This is a genomic window from Paenibacillus sp. FSL R7-0272 (assembly GCF_037969905.1).
GTDB lineage: Bacteria > Bacillota > Bacilli > Paenibacillales > Paenibacillaceae > Paenibacillus > Paenibacillus polysaccharolyticus.
The window spans coordinates 5,788,898-5,809,322 of sequence record NZ_CP150221.1 but is presented as its reverse complement, the minus strand read 5'-3'; the positions used below and the strand labels follow the sequence as shown (position 1 = coordinate 5,809,322).

Annotated in this window: 12 protein-coding genes; all 12 read left to right on the top strand. The window is 48.2% G+C overall.

Annotated features, from left to right (window positions below):
• Positions 1–26 precede the first annotated feature (26 nt).
• The 12 genes from MKY23_RS25570 to MKY23_RS25515 all read left to right on the top strand — a co-directional run bounded on the left by MKY23_RS25570 (position 27) and on the right by MKY23_RS25515 (position 20,336).
• The gene (locus tag MKY23_RS25570) at positions 27–590 is read left to right on the top strand and encodes a hypothetical protein (protein WP_154984744.1); all 564 of its coding nucleotides are present in this window, start codon (positions 27–29) and stop codon (positions 588–590) included.
• A 148-nt stretch (positions 591–738) separates the two neighbouring features.
• A complete protein-coding gene (locus MKY23_RS25565) occupies positions 739–1,014 on the top strand; it encodes an alpha/beta-type small acid-soluble spore protein (RefSeq protein WP_221791267.1) in 276 nt (91 codons plus the stop codon).
• A 253-nt stretch (positions 1,015–1,267) separates the two neighbouring features.
• Positions 1,268–2,470: a methionine adenosyltransferase gene (gene metK / locus MKY23_RS25560; protein WP_145334489.1), complete on the top strand. Its 1,203-nt coding sequence runs from the start codon at positions 1,268–1,270 to the stop codon at positions 2,468–2,470.
• 254 nt (positions 2,471–2,724) lie between these two features.
• Positions 2,725–6,441, top strand: coding sequence for a SwmB domain-containing protein (locus MKY23_RS25555; RefSeq protein ID WP_339833102.1), 3,717 nt, complete (start codon positions 2,725–2,727; stop codon positions 6,439–6,441).
• Between the two features lie 264 nt (positions 6,442–6,705).
• Positions 6,706–9,429: a stalk domain-containing protein gene (locus MKY23_RS25550; protein WP_154984742.1), complete on the top strand. Its 2,724-nt coding sequence runs from the start codon at positions 6,706–6,708 to the stop codon at positions 9,427–9,429.
• Between the two features lie 47 nt (positions 9,430–9,476).
• Positions 9,477–10,637, top strand: coding sequence for a sensor histidine kinase (locus tag MKY23_RS25545; RefSeq protein ID WP_090922925.1), 1,161 nt, complete (start codon positions 9,477–9,479; stop codon positions 10,635–10,637).
• Between the two features lie 4 nt (positions 10,638–10,641).
• A complete protein-coding gene (locus tag MKY23_RS25540) occupies positions 10,642–11,364 on the top strand; it encodes a response regulator transcription factor (protein ID WP_063567747.1) in 723 nt (240 codons plus the stop codon).
• A 234-nt stretch (positions 11,365–11,598) separates the two neighbouring features.
• Entirely contained in the window at positions 11,599–11,991 is a 393-nt protein-coding gene (locus MKY23_RS25535) for a hypothetical protein (protein ID WP_090922927.1), read from the top strand.
• Positions 11,992–12,542: 551 nt separating this feature from the next.
• On the top strand, positions 12,543–13,328 hold the full coding sequence (locus tag MKY23_RS25530) for a hypothetical protein (protein WP_339833096.1): 786 nt from the start codon (positions 12,543–12,545) through the stop codon (positions 13,326–13,328).
• Complete coding sequence (locus MKY23_RS25525) at positions 13,268–14,524, top strand: helicase-related protein (protein ID WP_339833094.1); 1,257 nt, start codon at positions 13,268–13,270, stop codon at positions 14,522–14,524. The genes MKY23_RS25530 and MKY23_RS25525 overlap by 61 nt, the downstream gene beginning before the upstream one ends.
• A 524-nt stretch (positions 14,525–15,048) precedes the next feature.
• The gene (locus tag MKY23_RS25520) at positions 15,049–15,564 is read left to right on the top strand and encodes a ComF family protein (protein WP_221791259.1); all 516 of its coding nucleotides are present in this window, start codon (positions 15,049–15,051) and stop codon (positions 15,562–15,564) included.
• A gap of 242 nt (positions 15,565–15,806) precedes the next feature.
• Positions 15,807–20,336, top strand: a complete 4,530-nt coding sequence (locus MKY23_RS25515; RefSeq protein ID WP_339833087.1) for a fibronectin type III domain-containing protein — start codon at positions 15,807–15,809, stop codon at positions 20,334–20,336.
• Positions 20,337–20,425 lie beyond the last annotated feature (89 nt).

The following is a 20,425-nucleotide window of genomic DNA, read 5'->3' as shown; positions in this document are numbered from 1 at the left end:
ATTACCAGAGGAGGAACAAATTACAGATGAAACCTTATATGAAAGTCTCTTTGGCTGCACTGGCGATTGGTGTTGGCGTGTGGATCGGGGCGGTATATAACGATACGGCCATTGGTGCGGGTACGAGTCAACCGGGAACCGCAGATGATCCGGTGGTAACGAAGAGTTATGTGGATCAGCAGATTGCAAAAGCGCTGGGTGGCGGAGCTACTACAAGTCCAGGCGCGTCCACTGGCAACAATGGATCGACGGGAACAGGCAACACAGGCGGATCAAGCACTGATCCGGGGTTGCCGCCGCTGGTATCAGGTACAACCGATGCCGTAGAGATTGTAACCGTGAAGCCGGGTCAACAGCTCCTCGGCAAATCTGGCGCGGAGTTCATTGTACGTAGCGGTAAAGCTGTAATCGTCAGTGAGGGTACGAACGGTGTAGCCGATCTGACGGACGGGGTGGACCTGACGAATGGGCAGGCAGCGCCGACCAATCACCTGCTTTCTTTTCCAAGGGACGGACGTGGCATTACGGTTCTGGATGGTAACAAATACAGCCTGACGGTTATGGTACGCGGTGGATATACGTTGAAATAGGTTGTGCAGTTTGGTACGGAATTATTCTCTTTTATTTGCGGCCTATTGCTCAGATTAACCAGTTCTAACAATCATTAATACGGCTAGCCGGGCAAGTTCCTGCTCACTCTATACTTGTAGACAACCAACAAACGGAGGTGCAGTAACAATGGCTAGAAGTAATAAGAAGGTCATACCGGAAAGTCGTCAAATGCTCGATCAGATGAAGTACGAAATTGCTGCCGAGTTTGGTTTGAATGTTGGATATGGTGGTCGTAGCAGTTTAGCTGGTGCAGATACCGAGTTCGGTGGAGAGCTTGGCGCGATAAGTGATCATTCATATGGGCAATATAAAGGCTGGGGACATCTCACATCTCGGGAGAATGGATCGGTCGGTGGAGAGATTACGAAACGTTTGATTCGTCAGGCAGAACAGCACCTCTAGAACTCATACGTAACTGACCCTGAATTGACACCACTTGACAAATACGATAAGATGGCAGTTGAGGTATGCAACCTTTTCCACTAGGGAAAGGTTGATTTTTTGTTAAGGCAATTACCTGAAAAATCCTTGTCTTCGTTATTGCGGATCAGTGTCCTTATTATACTGTAAGCTTCTTCGAGGGTATAGTGAACGAATCGCCGTTATGTTTTGTTCGGGCAATCGCCATACTATAGTTATGGGAGGTTGAAACTTCATGTCTATTAAAGGCCGACATCTATTTACATCAGAGTCTGTAACCGAAGGACATCCGGATAAAATCTGCGATCAGATCTCGGACGCCGTATTGGACGCGTTTCTTGCGAACGATCCAAACGCTCGTGTAGCGTGCGAAGTTTCGGTAGCAACAGGTCTTGTGCTCGTTATTGGTGAGATCAGCTCTGCGTCTGAATATGTGGACATTCCGGCAATCGTACGGAATACAGTAAAAGAGATTGGGTACACTCGTGCCAAGTACGGTTTTGATTATAATACATGTGCGGTACTGACATCACTCAATGAACAGTCCGCTGATATTGCACAAGGTGTTAATGCCGCGCTGGAGCATCGTGATCCAGAGCAAATGGCACGTGAAACAGAGAACATTGGTGCAGGTGACCAAGGTTTGATGTTTGGTTTTGCAACGAACGAAACACCGGAGCTAATGCCGCTACCCATCGCATTGTCTCACCGTATTGCACGCCGTCTGGCGGAAGTGCGCAAGAACGGTACGCTGGATTACCTTCGTCCAGATGGTAAGACACAAGTGACAATTGAATACGACGGTGACAAGCCGGTACGTGTGGATACAATCGTCGTGTCCACGCAGCATGCGGAAGAGACAACACTGGAACAAATCCAGAAAGACATCAAAGAGCAGGTCATCCTGCCTGTTGTCCCAGCAGAGTTGCTGGATGAGCAGACGAAATATTTTATTAACCCTACAGGGCGTTTCGTTATTGGCGGACCTCAAGGGGATGCAGGACTGACTGGACGTAAAATCATTGTTGATACATATGGTGGTTATGCACGTCATGGCGGTGGTGCGTTCTCAGGTAAAGATCCGACAAAAGTAGACCGTTCTGCAGCTTATGCCGCTCGTTATGTAGCTAAGAACCTGGTTGCTGCGGGTTTGGCTGACAAAGTGGAGATTCAGCTCGCTTACGCGATTGGTGTAGCGAATCCGGTATCCATTAACGTGGACACATACGGAACAGGTAAAGTTAGCGAAGAGAAGCTGGTGGAACTGGTGCGAAACAATTTCGACCTTCGTCCAGCTGGCATCATTCGTATGCTGGATCTGCGTCGTCCGATCTACAGACAAACGGCTGCTTACGGTCACTTTGGCCGTACAGATCTCGATGTACCTTGGGAACAAGTGGACAAAGCAGAACTCTTGAAAACACAAGCGGGTCTGTAATACGTCAGGCAAACATAAAGCTCTTGGTTCCGTTTAGGAACCAGGGCTTTTTTGTCATGAGCTCCTGAGAATCTTATTAAATAATAGACTCTTCTAGCCTAGTAATCTTAAAGACAAGTAAGCCCGATAAGTTATAAATTAAATGTAATATATATCCAAATAACTAACAGATATTCCTTCTGTGGCCGACATACATATAGAGGTCTGTAAATCAGACATAAGGACTAAGGATTGAGGGGAAAGGATGGGTGTTTGTGAAGAATTGGGCCCGTAAGGGATGGATTACACTATTAATCGTGATGTTAATGACACAGGGTTTGCTAGGCGGCTGGACAGGTGGAAATACAGCTTATGCCGCAGATGACTTGGCTGCGAAGGGAATTAGCGCCACATTACCTTTGTTAAATGCAACACAGGCAGACGGAACACAGCCGCTGAAGATTGAATTTACCAACCCGGTGAGAAAAGTAGCGAATACGCAAGAGCTAATCATTATCCACCGACTTTCGGATAACTCGGTTGTGCGTAGTATCAATGTTGGTGACCCGACTGTAAGTATTACACCTGATAATGTGGCTGTTGATCCAGATCTGGGAAAGGTGGTCACAATTACGCCTAGTCCTGCATTGCCAGCTGGAAGTTTCTATGTCTCTATTGGCAATCGATCTTTTGTATATGCGGATGGCCAAACTTTTTTTGAAGGACTGGATAAGGAGTGGACGTTCCATGTAGCTTCTGTAAATCCGGCTAAACTGCTGAATCGAACACCGCAAACGGCATCTACGGGCGTATCGCCTTCAGCAAATCTCACATTGACCTTTGATCAAGCGATGTCTAGAGGTACTGGAAAGCTACAGATTTATCAAGGGAATGAATTGTTTGAAGAGGTGGATGCGAACTCTTCGCAAATTAGTTTTAACAGTTCACAAACCATTGTGACAATTGACCCTGTTCGAAACTGGGCGAATAATAGCACCGTATACATAGCTATACCCGAAGGTTTTTTCCGTGATGCGCTTGGCAATGACACGGCTGCGATCCAGCGAATCGACTGGGGATTCAGTGTGATCTCCGATCCATCGGCTATCACAGTGGCTTCTTTGTCTCCAGCAAATGGAGCAACAGGCATAGCTCTTACGACGGAACTAAACGTAACCTTCACCAAAGAATTGGATACCAATTATTCCGCTCAAGCCATCCTGAGAAGTTCAAACGGCGGTACGGTGAACGCAACAACGATCATTAACAGCTCCAACAACCGTCAGCTGCGTATCATTCCGCAATCCAGCCTGACGAGTAACACAACGTATACGGTGGATATTCCGGGTAACGTCTTCCGGGATCGGTCCGGCAATCTGTTTACAGGCCTAACGGGGACAACCTCGTGGACGTTCAGAACCTTGTCTGTTGACACGACACCACCGGTGCTCAAAACAGCAAAAATGTACAGCAATACGATTATTCGTTTGACGTATGATGAATGGTTATCTACGTTTGACCTGTTGCCTTCCAGCTTTGCAGTGACGGTCAATGGAGATAATCGCAGTGTAAGTACGGCGTATGTTTCAGGGGATAGCGTGTATGTTGTGCTGGATACAGGTGTCGCTGTAGGACAAGTTGTGAAAGTAGCTTATACCGTCCCGACGACAACTTCACGTAGAGTTCAGGACTTGTCCCTGAACTCTGCGGTCTCCTTCTCGGCACGAGATGTAGAGAATGGACTGGACTCGATCATGTCCAAACCTCGTGAAGGTGTGGCATATACAAACAGCATCGTTCTCTACTATCCGGAGACGGTATATATTAACTCCAGTGATGCGTATAAACAGTTCAGTGTTACTGCCGATGGCAAAACCATTGGCGTAAGAAGCATCTCAACCAACACTAGCTCACAGGTTACGTTGAACCTTAGTTCTTCAATTAGCAATGGTGAGGTGGTACGAGTATCGTATCAGCCAGGTGACCAGCCTGTAAAAGATAGCCGCGGGCAGCCGCTTGCAGGTTTCAGCGGTTTCTATGTGCGGAACAGTAATGATTCAAAGCCGCCTGTATTCCAGAAGGCTGAAGTTAATGCTAATAAGCTGTGGATGTATTACAATGAGCCGCTAAGCCGGTTAAACAAACCGATGAATAATCAATACTCGGTACTGGCAGACGGCAAAGCGATCTTTGTTAACAATGTAGACATTGATGATGATCTGGTGACACTAACGCTGACAACTCCAGTGACAAGTACGCAAGTGGTGACGTTATCTTATGTACCGGGAACCTCTCGCTTGACGGATATGGCTAACAATCAGGCCGTTTTACTGGATCTTGTACCTGTGACACAGACCTTCGGAAACGGTACAATTCTGTCCGGTATTCTGCAGGGAGATACGGTCCAGATTAACTTCCGAAACACATTAAAATCAGAAGCTGTACTGACTCCCTCGCAATTTAAAGTACAGTCTGGCAATGAAATCATTCCGGTTAGCTCCGCCTCGGTTAATGGGTCTGTTGTGACGGTTAAACTGTCCAAAGCTGCTCAGACCGGACAGGTTGCTACAGTGACGTACACCCCAGGTGGCGTTCAGCTTAGAGATGCTTTGAATACAGAAGTGGCTGCGTTCGGACCATTGACGTTGCAAGAGAAGGCAGCGACTACGACGCCAACAGATAATACATCGTTAGGACTCCCGGCGTGGCTGACGGAACGTAATGCAAATAACTCCGGTTTTGCTCAAAGTATGTTAATTCTAAGTACAGATGCAGCAACAGCTAAGATGGCAGCATCTCGTTATAACCGAACAATACAGCAGTACACACTGGACGAAAATAAACTTGAACAGGCGTTCAATTATGCCTCGAACAGCTTTAAGTTGAATCAACCGATCATATTCGAAGTCCCAACGACGAGTGAAGCAGCCTATGTGGGTATTCCATTCCACAAGCTATCCCAACTGGCAGGCAAATATCGTGCAGGTACGATCGGTGTCAAATATAAAGACAATGTATGGATGGTCCCTCTTGCAGACCTGAAGTTTGTAACAATGGGACAAAGTGCGGGAATCACAACGGCTCCAGGGACAGCGACCCTGTACGTACAGATGGAGCCTGTGCCAAGACTTTCAGCAGGTGCCATGGACTTCATGTTATCCAGATCCAACGCACAGAGTCTGGGAGAAGCAACAGAAACCTATGTTACGCTCTTTAATGGAAACACGGGGAAGAGTGTAGAGCAAAATATTAAAAGTGAATATTTAACGAAGGTGCCTGGAAACACATCTACACTGTTAACAACCTTGACAGCGATTGACCCCAACTCACAATCGTTATCGTATATACCAACGGCTTATCGAACCTCTTCGACAGGGATCGTAGCACGTGGTTTGTTGGATGGAAACCGCGTGATTGCACCGATCACCCATCTGGTCAGCTTCCCTAAAGCGTCGGACTGGTCTAGGGAAGCGTTAACGGAACTCGCTTCCAAATGGATTATCACTTCAGATAATCTGGACAAGTATAATACCAAAACGAATATCACTCGTGCCGAGTTTGCTGAACTTGTTGCAAGAGGTTTGGGACTCAAACCGGATGCATCTGCAACATCATTTACGGACCTTGGCAGAAAACCTGAGACCAATGGATATATTGGTGCTGCAGTGAAGGCAAAGATTATTCAAGGGGTAGGCAATGGGAAGTTCCAGCCAAACAGCCCGGTCACGCGTGAACAAATGGCGATTATGCTCGTCAAAGCAATGGATTTCGTAGGCCAGCCTCCGGCACTTCAGGAAAAGGCCGAGGATACGCTCAAGGTATTTAAGGATAAAGCCAAGATCAAAGGTTCCAAGGATTCTGTAGCAAAAGCCGTGCAAACAGGCATCATCCAAGGGCACCTCGATGAGACTTTCAGACCTACGGGTAAGGCAACGAGAGAACAAGCAGCAGTGATGTTAAAACGGATGTTGGATCGGATTGGTTATCTGTAGATATATTGAACTGGATACAAACCCATTCAATATGGAGGTTTAAATAGTAATATGCAGGATGATTCCCAGGTATGGAGGTTTACTCTATACCTGGGTCTTTTTTTACCAGAAAAGCCCTTAATATTCATGATTAACGTAACTTTTTCTACAAAAAACAGTCTATTAATAGAAGGGTATGCTAGGGATCACGCTGTGAGACTGTCACTAGGCAGGATCTGTGTGATATCTAAGATTGATATACAAGATGGGAGAGACGTTTCGAACATGCTGGGGAAACATGGGAAACAGCTGGAAGGCGTTAAGTACAATAAGGCAAAGAAATGGGCAATTGTAACACTGGCAGGTGTGATCTGGATTGCGCCTGTGATGAGTGCAGGTGGACAGATGTGGTCAGGAACTTCGTGGCAATCCGTAGCCGCGGCGGCATCGACGAATACGAGCAAGCTGGGCGAAGAGATTTTGACTTCGGGTGCGAAGCTCATGAAATACAGATATACGACAACACGTTCAGGTTCGAAGGTAAATGTGCTTGCCGATGTGATCCAGGTAGACTTGCAAAATCCATACGTGAAACTGGATGTAATGACAGGCAAGGGAAATAAATTAAACAGTAAACAAAGCACTGGCGGTATGGCGAAGGAAAACGGCGCGGTCGCTGCGGTGAACGGAGATTATTTTAACGTATCCGGAGAAATGTCACCGATCGGCGGTCAAGTCTCTGACGGTGTATTGGTGTCTACGCCTTCGGAACTGAAGGGCATGTATGCTCTCACGGTAACCAAAGATGGCAAGCCGATGATTGATGAATATTCATTTGACGGCACAGTAAAGGCGCAGGATGGTTCAACATTCGCTCTGCGTGGGATAAATAAGGAGGACTATACGGTTGAAACGGGAGCGGGTACATACAGCCATGTGAACTCCATGTATATTTATACACCTGCATGGACGTCGACCAAACGTCCGAATGATCCTTCCACAACGCCGACGGAGGTACTCGTTCAGAATGGTGTCATCACGCAAATTTCGGATAAAAAGGCATTAAATATGACCGTACCGCCGGACGGGTATATCCTCCGTGCACATGGTACAGCGGCAACATGGGTCATGAGTCACCTGTCTGTTGGACAAACAGTTGGAGCAGATTACAAGTTGGTTGCCAAAACGACAGGACAGTCTGTTGACCCGAATAATCTGGACATGATGATTGGCGGTCATACGATTCTGGTGAACGGAGGTCAGGCTGCTTCCTTCTCGCGGAATATTGCTTCTTCCGGCATAGGTGGTGTCCGTGCCAGAACAGCGGTAGGATATTCTCAGGATGGGCGATATGTGTATATTATTGCAGCCGAGAAAAACGGCAATAGCAGCGGCATGTCCTTGACCGAATTGCAGTCGTTCATGACGAGTATCGGGGTATGGAAAGGGATGAATCTGGATGGCGGCGGATCAACAACGATGGTTACACGTCCGCTAGGTGAACAGTCAGCCAGTCTGACATTTAATACCGAGTATGGTACCGAGCAGCGTCAAGTTGTGAATACACTTGGTGTGTTCTCCACAGCACCCGAAGGTAAGCTGAAAGGTTTTGCGGTAAGCGGCAGCCAAACGTTGCTTGCAGGTCAGGAAGGCAAGTACTCTGCAAAAGGCTATGACACGTACTACAACCCGATCTCGACAGGCAATATTCCATTGACCTGGAAATCCAGCAATAACGGGATTGTCAGCGTCAGCAACGGAACGGTCAAAGGTGTGAAGCCGGGTACAGCAACATTGACGGCTACAAGCAGCGGAGCTTCATCTTCGATCAAAGTCACGGTACTGGGCGGTAGCGAGCTGGCTTCCCTGACTGCCGGATCTGGTCTTGGTTCGCTCCAAGCGGGTACAACCGTTTCTATTCCGGTGACGGCTACAACGAAGAGTTGGCAAAGCGTGACTGTACCAGCTGATTCTCTGACATGGGAATTCATCGGGTTCAAAGGAAAAGTGGCAGGTGACCAGTTAACGGTATCCTCTGTGAATGATGGAGCACAGGTGGGTTATGCGATCGGCCGTTATGATGGTTACAGCACGGTTGTTGTACTCTCTGCAGCAGCGAGCGAAACGATCTGGGAAAATTTCGAAAACGCGAACTATCCGATTAACTTCACAACAAATGTAGCAGGGGTGACAGGCTCGGCCGCAGTCGTGGTAGGAACCGGTGAGAAGGCAAGCTCAAAGGTACTGCAACTCAGTTACGATATGACGGGCGGAACCGGTAAAATGTATGCTTATGCTCAGCTGAACGGTTCAACAGGCAGAGACGTATTAGCGGCCGCAACGTCCATGTCGATGGATGTGATGGGTGACAAGAGTCTGAACTGGCTACGTGCAGAATTTACGGATGCTAAAGGCAAAACGGTATATGCCGATCTGGCTAAAGCTATCGACTGGAATGGATGGAAGAAGGTTAATGTTGACCTGAATGGACTGAACATCGCTTATCCGGCGAAACTGAAACGTGTGTATGTCGTGAATGTAGAAGATGGACAGGATGAGCGTGCAATGACGGGAACGGTTGCGTTCGACAACATTGCGTTCACCATGCCTTCCAAATCCAGCGAAGTTGGATTGCCTACGGGTACAGCTTCACTGGTACTTGGACAGAAGTCAATGACGGTGAACGGTACAAAAAAGGTGATTGATGCAGCACCAGTCATTAAAAATGGAACAACATATGTGCCCATCAAACATGTACTGGATGCCTTTGGCGGACAGGCGAACTGGGACAGCAAAAATCAGCGGATTACAGTAATCCGCGGCAGCAAGCTGATCGATCTGGTGGTAGGTCAGAAAGAATTTGTTCTCAATGGCAAAAGACAGAGCGCAACGGTTGCACCTTACGTAAGTGGGGGTAGGACTTTAGTCCCCCTCAGACTCGTTTCCGAGCAACTTGGGCTGACTGTAAAATGGGAACAGAACACGAAGACCGTTACCATCTCATCGTGATATGGTATGATATATACCGGAAACGATAGAAATGGAGTCGAACAAACGTGGATTTACAAGCCGATGCCATAGACCGCGTCATAAAAAACGCCATACAAGTCATGGAAAACAGCAAATATCAAATGTTTGAAATCATGGACTCCACTCGTGATGAGTTGAAGACGCTCAATGAAGAGTTGAAGTCGGTGCTGAAGGAAACGGCGGAAACGATCGAGAAAGTAGATCAATTGGAGCTGAATTACCGCCGTTCCCGGATCCGGCTTACAGAGGTGAGCCGCGACTTTGTCCGCTATTCGGAGCATGATATCAAGCAGGCGTATGAAAAAGCGACACAGCTACAGCTGGATCTGATGATTTATCGTGAGAAGGAAATGTATCTAAAGGCCCGTCGGGATGATCTGCAGAAGCGTGCCAAAAATGTGGAGGCTTCTGTAGAGCGTGCCGAGACGATTGGTTCGCAGATGGGCGTTGTGCTAGAATACTTGTCAGGAGAGCTGGGTCAGGTGACCCGGATTATCGAATCTGCCAAGAATCGACAAATGATTGGTTTGAAAATAATTTTGGCCCAGGAGGAAGAGCGGAAACGTATTGCCCGCGAGATTCATGACGGGCCTGCGCAGATGCTTGCTAATCTAGTGCTTAGGACGGAAATTGTAGAAAGAATGCTCATGAAGCAGGATTTTAAGATGGTTCAGGCCGAAATAGTAGATTTGAAAGGCCAGGTTCGTTCAAGTCTTGAAGAAATGAGAAAAGTTATATTCAATCTGCGTCCTATGGCACTGGATGATCTGGGATTGATTCCAACGCTTCGAAAGTATGTGCAGGATTTTGAAGTAAAAACAAAAATTCGGTCGCTTTTTGAAACAAGAGGCAAGGAACATCGTCTCTCATCTGCAATGGAGGCTGCAATCTATCGTCTCGTGCAGGAAGGTCTGTCTAATGCTGCCAAGCATGCTTATCCCACATATGTTGTCGTAGAAATTACATACCAGGCTCAGCTCGTCAAAATTGTCGTTCAGGACAATGGGCTTGGGTTCAAACCGGAGCTTCTTGCCAAGAAAAGCAAGGATCACAACCACTTCGGTCTGATCGGGATGAGAGAACGGGTTGAACTGTTAGAAGGAAGAATAGAGATTGAATCCGCAGAGAACCAGGGAACCAAAATAGTCATTCATATCCCGACAAACGTGGATAAGGGAAAGGAGTAGCAGGATGGAAAACCGTGATACTGGAAAAACATCAATTAAAGTTCTCTTGGCTGATGATCATCAGCTGTTCCGAGAGGGCTTGAAACGCATTTTAAATATGGAGGACGACATTGAGGTCATCGGGGAATGTGGCGATGGCATTCAAGTGCTCGAATTCTGTAATCAGGATAAACCCGATATCGTTCTGATGGACATTAACATGCCTGTAGAGAACGGCGTCGAAGCCACTGAGAAGCTGCGCGAGCTGTTCCCGGATGTAAAAGTTATTATTTTGTCCATTCATGATGATGAAAGTTATGTATTCGAAACACTCCGTAAGGGAGCCAACGGATATTTGCTGAAGGATATGGAAGCAGAGTCGCTGATCAACGCGATTCGTTCCGTTCATGAAGGGCATGCATTTATTCATCCTAAAGTAACGGGCAAACTGATTATGCAACTTCGTCGTATGACGTATCTTAACGAAACAGGTGCGATGAGCGAAGGCGCTTCGAAGGAAGCAGGCGTTAAATTTGTTGCTGGAGACAATAACCCGCTGACACGTCGTGAAGCTGAGGTATTGCGTTTAATGGCTGAGGGTAAGAGCAACAAGATGATTGGTGAATTTTTGTTCATCAGTGAAAAAACAGTGAAAAACCATGTCAGCAGCATTCTGCAGAAGATGGAAGTGGACGACCGTACACAGGCCGTTATTAACTCCATCAAATATGGCTGGGTTACACTCTAATTCTAATAATTGTTATACAGGTATCTACTCGCGCCCTATCCAGTAAGGATTGGTTTGCGGGTTGATGGACTTTATCACTGTACATGAACACAGTGTAAGGGTGTCCTGAACATTGGTTCAGGCGAGCGCCGACTGGTTGTTTGGCTGTAACCCTTCGGAATACGCTGCATATACTACGGTATACAGGGATGTTCGCCATGTGTGAACATGACCTTCCGAGGAGGTGCAGTTGCCATGGTTGCTCATCTGACTATGATTCTGCTCATATACTTCCTGGCGGCAATGGCCGTTCATCTTATGCACCAGCGCCATACTTCCCGCCCGGAGTCCGAAGGCTTCGAGCAGATTTTGCTCATTCCTTCCAATCAGGTAGGACGGATTGAAGGCATTATTCGATCACTTTGCCTGGAATTATTATATCGCGGCAAGAGCTTTACATTAACGGTGGTCGCCGAGCAACAAGAGGCAGAGACGATAACCATTATTGAGAAGATGATGCAAAGGCAAGGCATGGAGTTGTCTTATCTGCCTGCTGTGCCAGCAGAACTTGAACATACCGGGCAGAGGAATGGTGATTATCGCCTCATTGATCTGCGTAGGTCCAATGATGAAGCTGGGTGCAGATAATCCTCACATTTTACACGTTTGCAGACGTTGATATGCCGATTCGATATGAGAAAGATTACAGCTTGTTGCTGTAATCTTTTTTTGTAATTGTAGCCAAGTCTGCCTTTAAATTGAATATGGGTTTTATTGCAATCTATGGTTAAAGACTGGATTTATCACTCCAAATGACGCTGAAGAAGCATTTTGAAGTCAGAAGTCTTAACTTAGAAGTATAGACTGATAAAACTGGAAAAAGTTGCGCATATACAAAGGAAAAATTCCAAATTTTTAAATGAGTTAATACGTGACGTTAAGGTTGTCTTGACGGGCAGAATTCAAAATCATATACTTGATTTATATGTAAATTGAGGAAGAAAAGAGTCGAGCTAAGTAGCTGAAGGAACGGGATACGGTGAGGTTGAAATTCGAAATGCTTTAGAAGATGGTCATCGTATGAATAATTATAATCACTGTGATATGCAGAATTGACATGAAGCACATGCTCCGGCGAAGACGTCGGTCAGCATGTGCTTTTTTTGTTTTTCGGATACGAACAAGGGAGGGAAGACGCGATGCAGGTTGGGGTTTACGTGTACCGGGCGGAGGAAGAGTGGGATATGGTCATGTCTCTCGACATTCAGGTGGATGTCCTGTGGTGGCTTGAGGGCATGAGTGGACGGCATGTGCAACAATGGCTGGTGTTAAGTATGCATCTTCCGTTAAGTCAGGCTTCGTGGCTGGTAGATCAATTTGTACCCGAACGCAGCATGGATATGTGGCGTATGGAGGCGTGGCAAAGCTACTTGAATACCAAGCTGGACTTGTATGAGCATCTCTCGGGTGAAATAGAGGCAAGGAGAGCGTTGGTCGAACAGGCGGAAGCGGTAAGATGGAGGAATGGAAGTAGATTGGACAGAGGGGAGAACGATAAAAGGGAAAAAGGAATTGGTGGGGATGGAGGGAAAGGGACTGCAGCTATCCGTGCAGTTAGGGTTGGCGGGATGCCGAAGCCATATCCCGCCGAGTATTGGGCTCAGCTGGAGCAGTGCGCAGCTCTGCTGGCTGAGCGGATGAGCGGCCGCCAATTACTGGCGGCCGAGGCCGAGGCGCTGCTGGCGGCGGAGCCCGCCATGCCGCCAGGGGCTGGCGCGCGGCTGCGCAGCTCGCGCGCTTGCATGGGCGGCTGCAGCTCACAGCCGCCCTCGAAGGGCCTGCCACGCGCCGCAGGCTCGCGTGGCTCGGCCGCGCGCGAAGCGCGCCCCGCTGCCACCGCTGTGGCAGCGAAGCCAGGCAGCGCGTGCCCTGCGCTGCCTGCGGCCTGGCGGCGTGCGCCTACTGCGAGGCATGCCTCGCGCTAGGGCGCAGCCGTGCTTGTGCGCTGCTGCTACGCAGTGCAGCGCAAGGGGCCGTGCCCGCACGCGGCGAAGCATCGCGTGGCACGGCCCTGGCCCCCACCGGCGGCGGACTCGCCCGGTGGGGGCTAAGCGCAGCGCAGAGCGCGGCAGCTGCCGCGGCGCTCGCGTTTTTGGCCCGGCCGCCCGCAGGGGATGGGCCGGGGCGGTTCTTGCTATGGGCCGTGACCGGGGCCGGCAAGACGGAAATGATATTCCCACTAATCCAGCACACCCTGGATCATGGGGGACGAGCGTTGGTCGCTACACCGCGCAGGGATGTTGTGCTGGAGCTGGCTCCGCGCCTTGCCAAAGCATTCCCGGACATCTCGCTCGCAACGCTCTATGGCGGAAGTTCGGAGCGCTGGAAAGACGCGCAGCTTACTCTGGCCACCACACACCAGCTTATGCGTTTTTACCAAGGTTTTGATCTGGTGATCATCGACGAACTTGATGCATTTCCTTATCATAACGATCCCATGCTGGCCCATGCCGCTACATCTTGCTGTAAACCGGAGGGGCATTTTATTTATTTGTCCGCTACGCCGCCAACCCGTTTGCAACGCGAGGTCGCTTTGGGCAAACTTGCTCATGCCAAAGTGCCTGTCCGCTTCCATCGACATCCGCTACCTGTACCGAAGCTGGTTAACATGCCTACTGTGGCACAATGCATCAAACGCAAACAACTTCCAGCTACCATTGTGAGCAGCATTCGTACCTCCTTACAACGTGATGCTCAGGTATTTGTTTTTGTAACGCGTATCGCCCAGATTGAGTCCTTTGTGCACCTGATGCGTCGGACTTTTCCTGCGATATCAATTGAAGGCACTTCATCGCAGGATGCGGAGCGGGCCGCCAAAGTCATTGCATTTCGTGAACGCTCCATCCGTCTGCTTGTGACAACCACCATCTTGGAGCGAGGCGTGACGATTTCGCGTAGCGATGTATTTATTCTGGATGCAGACAACGGACTTTTCGACGAGGCTTCGCTCGTACAGATGGCAGGCCGGGCAGGGCGCTCCTTGGATGATCCGGCAGGCCGTGTCGTATTTGCTGCATCCCGCCGTACTCGTTCCCAAGTGAAAGCTGTATCCCAGATTCGCAAAATGAACGCGATTGCCCGTCGCAAAGGTTACCTCCGTACGCCAGCTCCAAGATCATAGTCATCATTACATCAACATACACAACTGAACTTGAATAGGCTCACTACAGACTAATCGTTTATGTGAACCATTATTTACACCAGTATCCACCTTCAAACAAAACTATTCCATCGCTACACAAGCACTAGTGGTCTTCACACATACTAACCGAACGTGTATTACATACTTTATGCTCGCTACGTCGTCTCGTTATATCGTTAAGAAAGGAGAAGCACCTCATGTTCAGTTATATTTCTCATATCTTCGAGCATGTTCAGCGTTTAACCGGACAACTCCATAAGCTGCTTGGCCCGCCGGGTTCACCATGTTTGACCTGTGGAACCCGTGCGGTGTTGTCCTCACGTTATCCCGGGATCTGCCCGCGTTGTGTACAGCAGATTCCATGGATTCGATCGATCCGTTGCCAGCGCTGTGGACGTGGTGTAGGATGCCCTGACTGTGTGCGCCCGCATATGCAACATCGCTCTTTCTTCTGCAATCGTAGCGCCGTCCAGTATAACGATCTAATGAAAGATTGGATAAGCATGTACAAATTTCGAGGCTATGAGCGCTATGCCCCGCTACTAACTGCTATGTTAACTCAAGCTTTTCAAGCGATGAGTGAAGAACTGACTCTTATATATGAAAAAGAAACCGGGAAGCCGCTATGGCGACCGGATGCGGTCACGTATGTGCCCGTGAGCGACGAGCGTCTGGCCGAACGCGGCTTTAATCAGGCGGAGCGTCTGGCAACAGGGCTTGCCATCACCGCTGGTTTGCCCTGTGTTGATCTGTTGCAACGCCAGATCAACACAGGGAAACAAAGCTTCAAGTCTCGCGCCGAGCGATTCGAGACGATGAAACATGCCTTTTCTATCAAGCTTGATGAATTTGATTTCAGCCTGCTCAAGAATTACAGCAAGCCGTTTAAATTACTTTTAATTGATGACATCTACACGACCGGAAGTACGTTAGACGCTTGTGGGCATGTCATTTTACATGCCGCAAGTAAAGCCGGCGTAACGGTGGAGATTTATACACTTACATTAGCCAGATCGTAGCCTGTCTTGATGAGGAGGAGGATGTGTTACAGGAACGTTTGCTCTTATATTAATGACTAAATGTTTGTGAATCTGTTTTTTGTGAATTCGAGATTTGATAGTCCAGTTGTTTGATGATATATCGATTGAAAGCGTTACAAGAAAATTTTTACATGTTAAAAAGAGGAATCAATGTTATCTCGTAGAATAGATAGTTCTGTCATTCACCACAAGTGATCCTAGGAGTGGGGCAAACATATCTTTTGAAGGGGAGAACAACATTGGTTGCAGGGAGAAGAAAAAACGGCTTTTATTTATGGACTGTCCGTGTACTGGTATTCATGCTGGTATTCGGTCAGTTTGGCGTGTACGGGGGGAACCGGGCACATGCCGCAACGAGTAGCAGGGTTGTTTCCAGCAGTTACGACTACCATTATGTCCTTACAGAGCAAGATGGGAATCTTCGTGTCAATCAAAAAGCAATTGATCTCAGATGGGCAAGAGATTATAGCTTGAATTCGTCGGGATATTCATTTTCTCGAAGACAGTCTGTTTCGGGAACAGTTCCGAAAATGACGAATGTAGCATTTGGTACATACACATCTACTTATGCTGGGAAAGTAGAAAAGGCGATCATGATCGATTTTTCAGAAATCTGGCACTACTACACGGTGATGGAATATAGACAATCCGGTACAAGCGTGGGGCAGTGGGATATATCTCATGTGGATGTCTTTGGATATGAAACGCCACGATATGTACAAAACTTCGAAGCGACTCAGCTTAGTCTGGTTGTTAATGCGGATACAGGTGTTGTTGTCGATTTTGTCTCCAACCTTAACCCGTATTACACCCGAAAAGCAGAATCTTTTAGTTTTGTGAAGGAATCAGCTACCAATCCTCCAATCACATCCACCCCGGAAATTCCGGTGAACTTAAGTGCCGCGGCTACTGATGTTGCGGCCAATCTTGCATGGGGTGCTGCCAAACAGGCTGTCCAATATGAGATTGAGGAGAATGGGACCATTAAAGGCCCATTTTATGGTGTTGGTTATGCGAGCACTCAGTTATCCCCAAACACTTTATATACCTATAGGGTACGCGGGGTGAACAAACTTGGAACAGGTGAATGGAGTGAACCTTATACCCTGACCACACTGCTGAAGAAACCTGTTCTGACAGTAGTAGCAGAAGAAAGCAAGAATACAGTTCAATGGAACGCAGTTGAATACGCGGATCGTTACCAGTTGCAAATCGACGGCGGAACACCGATTGAGCTTGGTAATGTTACTTCTTATGAGCATGGAGCGCTTGAAGCCAACTCTACGCATACGTATACGCTCAAAGCTTATTCGGCTGCAAATGAGAGCGATTGGAGCGTAACTGTAAAACAGTTGACCGTACCTGATCGTGCAGATGGATTCAAGATAACGGATGCTACGTTAAACAAACTGTCATTATCTTGGAGTGCAGTAAAAGGGGCTACAGGTTATGACGTGGAGATTGACGGTACAATCGTTGCTGTCACTGGCACCACATACAATAAAACAGGTCTGACACCGAATACCGAATATACATTTAGAATCAGACCTAAAAATGCAGGAGGGCCAGGAAGCTGGAGTCAGGCTATCACAGGAACGACTCAGATGAGCACACCGGTTATTCAAACGAATGCAACACAAGAGGAAATTATCCTCGTATGGCCAGCAATTGAGGGAGCTACTTCCTATGAAGTTGAGGTAGATGGAGTGGTTATCGGAGGCATAACGGAACCCATCTACACGCATACAGCACTTAAAGCGGGAACAGTACACAAATACCGTGTGCGTGCTATTAATAGCAACAATACAAGTGCTTGGACTGCAGTAAAATCACAAACTACACTGCCTGACTCTGTCAGTGGTCTGGCGATTAACACTGTGACCAATGCAGCCATTGCGTTAAAATGGAATGCTGTCTCAGGAGCAACCGGTTATGATCTGGAAATCGACGGCACCGTTGTAGCGGCTACCGGGACTGCATATACGAAGAGCGGCCTCGCGGCAAACACGGATCACACTTTCCGTATTCGTTCGAAGAATGCCGCGGGTGTAGGCGCGTGGAGCGAGCTGATCAGTGCAACAACATTACTGAACACGCCTGTTCTGAAAGCAACATCGGAAGAAACAGCAATCAACCTGACATGGGTAGCGATTGCCAATGCAACGAAGTACGAAATAGAAGCGGACGGCGCAGTCGTAGCTACGGTGGAAGAACCAAGCTATAGTCATACCTCCCTGTTGCCAGGCACAGCACATAAATATCGTGTTCGTGCATTAACGGAAACCAATACAAGTGCATGGACAGCCGTTCTAACACAGAGCACGATTCCTGCATCCGTCAGTGGTCTGGCGATTAACACCGTGACCAATGCAGCCATTGCGTTAAAATGGAATGCTGTCTCAGGAGCAACCGGTTATGATCTGGAAATCGACGGCACCGTTGTAGCGGCTACCGGGACTGCATATACGAAGAGCGGCCTCGCGGCAAACACGGATCACACTTTCCGTATTCGTTCGAAGAATGCCGCGGGTGTAGGCGCGTGGAGCGAGCTGATCAGTGCAACAACATTACTGAACACGCCTGTTCTGAAAGCAACATCGGAAGAAACAGCAATCAACCTGACATGGGTAGCGATTGCCAATGCAACGAAGTACGAAATAGAAGCGGACGGCGCAGTCGTAGCTACGGTGGAAGAACCAAGCTATAGTCATACCTCCCTGTTGCCAGGCACAGCACATAAATATCGTGTTCGTGCATTAACGGAAACCAATACAAGTGCATGGACAGCCGTTCTAACACAGAGCACGATTCCTGCATCCGTCAGTGGTCTGGCGATTAACACCGTGACCAATGCAGCCATTGCGTTAAAATGGAATGCTGTCTCAGGAGCAACCGGTTATGATCTGGAGATTGACGGTACAGTCGTAGCAGTTACCGGCACAGCCTATACGAAGAGTGGCCTCGTAACGAATACCGACCACATTTTCCGCATTCGTTCGAAGAACGCCGCGGGTGTGGGCGCGTGGAGCGACGTGATCCGTGCAACAACACTACTGAACACGCCTGTTCTAAAAGCTGCATCCGAAGAAACAGCAATCAACCTGACGTGGGCAGCGGTAGCGGATGCAACCAAATATGAGATTGAGGCGGATGGCGCAGTCGTGGCTACGGTGGAAGAACCAAGCTGCAACCATATCTCCCTGTTGCCAGGTACAGCGCATAAATATCGTGTTCGCTCATTAACGGAAACAAATACAAGTGCATGGACAGCTGTACTGACGCAAAGCACGATACCTGCATCCGTCAGTGGTCTGGCCGTTAACACAGTAACCAATGCAGCCATAGCGTTAAAATGGACAGCTGTAACAGGAGCCACCGGTTATGATCTGGAGATCGATGGCACCGTTGTGGCGGTAACCGGCACAGCCTATACGAAGAGTGGCCTCGTAGCGAATACCGACCACACCTTCCGCATTCGTTCGAAGAACGCCGCGGGTGTGGGCGCGTGGAGCGAGCTGATCAGTGCAACAACATTACTGAACACGCCTGTTCTGAAAGCAACATCGGAAGAAACAGCAATCAACCTGACATGGGTAGCGATTGCCAATGCAACGAAGTACGAAATAGAAGCGGACGGCGCAGTCGTAGCTACGGTGGAAGAACCAAGCTATAGTCATACCTCCCTGTTGCCAGGCACAGCACATAAATATCGTGTTCGTGCATTAACGGAAACCAATACAAGTGCATGGACAGCCGTTCTAACACAGAGTGCCGTTCCAGGTAAAGTTGAAGGGCTATTGCTCAACACAGCAACAACTGCAGCAATCTCAATCAAATGGGCAGCAGCCATCGGAGCTACAGGCTATGAGCTGGAAATCGACGGCACCGTTGTAGCGGTTACTGGAACAGCGTACACGAAGAGTGGTCTGGCGGCGAACACCGACCACACTTTCCGAATCCGTGCCAAAAATGCAGCCGGAATCGGTAGCTGGAGTGACATGCTGAATGCCTCTACGCAATTAAACCTGCCAACCGCTTTGAAAGGTGTGCCAGAAGAAACAGCAGTTGTTTTGACATGGACAGGGGTCGTTGGAGCAACGAAATATGAGATTGAGGCAGACGGAAGCACTGTAGCAACCGTGAGTGAACCTTCTTACACTCACAGCGAGCTACTTGGTGGCACTGCTCACAGGTATCGCGTACGTGCATTGACCGATACCAATGCGAGTGCATGGACAGCCGTGGTCTCCCAAACGACACTGCCAGGAAGTGTATCAGGTCTAACTGTGAATTCTGCAACAACCGCAGCAATTGCGCTAAAATGGAATGCGGTAAGCGGGGCAACCGGTTATGATCTTGAGATTGATGGTACAATCGTGGCAATCAATGCAGTTGCCTACACGAAGAGTGGGTTTGCACCCAATTCGGAGCATTCCTTCCGAATTCGAGCGAAAAATGCTTCCGGTGCCGGAGCATGGAGCGAAATAATTACGGGAGTAACTCAATTAAGTGTAGCGGTTCCTAAAGGGACAGTAGATCGAACAAGCATTACAATCACATGGGAAAATGTAGCTGGTGCTACATCTTATGAGATTGAAGCAGACGGACAGATTGTTGCGATTGTTAGCGATCCAGCATTTGTACATCTGGATTTATTACCGGCAAGTGTGCATAAATACCGTGTTCGGGCTTTTAATGATCAGAATACGAGTGTATGGTCTTCTGCTCTGAGTATTAGAACCTTGAATTAATGATATATAGTAATTACAATTCCGGAGACGGGTTTGCGTAAACGTGCATCCTGTCTTCGTTTTTATTTCGTAAATAAGCTATGGACTTC

Coding starts and splice junctions, on each gene's coding strand:
- MKY23_RS25570 (WP_154984744.1), top strand. CDS start 27: ATGAAACCTTATATGAAAGTCTCTTTGGCTGCACTGGCGATTGGTGTT.
- MKY23_RS25565 (WP_221791267.1), top strand. CDS start 739: ATGGCTAGAAGTAATAAGAAGGTCATACCGGAAAGTCGTCAAATGCTC.
- metK (WP_145334489.1), top strand. CDS start 1,268: ATGTCTATTAAAGGCCGACATCTATTTACATCAGAGTCTGTAACCGAA.
- MKY23_RS25550 (WP_154984742.1), top strand. CDS start 6,706: ATGCTGGGGAAACATGGGAAACAGCTGGAAGGCGTTAAGTACAATAAG.
- MKY23_RS25540 (WP_063567747.1), top strand. CDS start 10,642: ATGGAAAACCGTGATACTGGAAAAACATCAATTAAAGTTCTCTTGGCT.
- MKY23_RS25535 (WP_090922927.1), top strand. CDS start 11,599: ATGGTTGCTCATCTGACTATGATTCTGCTCATATACTTCCTGGCGGCA.
- MKY23_RS25530 (WP_339833096.1), top strand. CDS start 12,543: ATGCAGGTTGGGGTTTACGTGTACCGGGCGGAGGAAGAGTGGGATATG.
- MKY23_RS25520 (WP_221791259.1), top strand. CDS start 15,049: ATGTACAAATTTCGAGGCTATGAGCGCTATGCCCCGCTACTAACTGCT.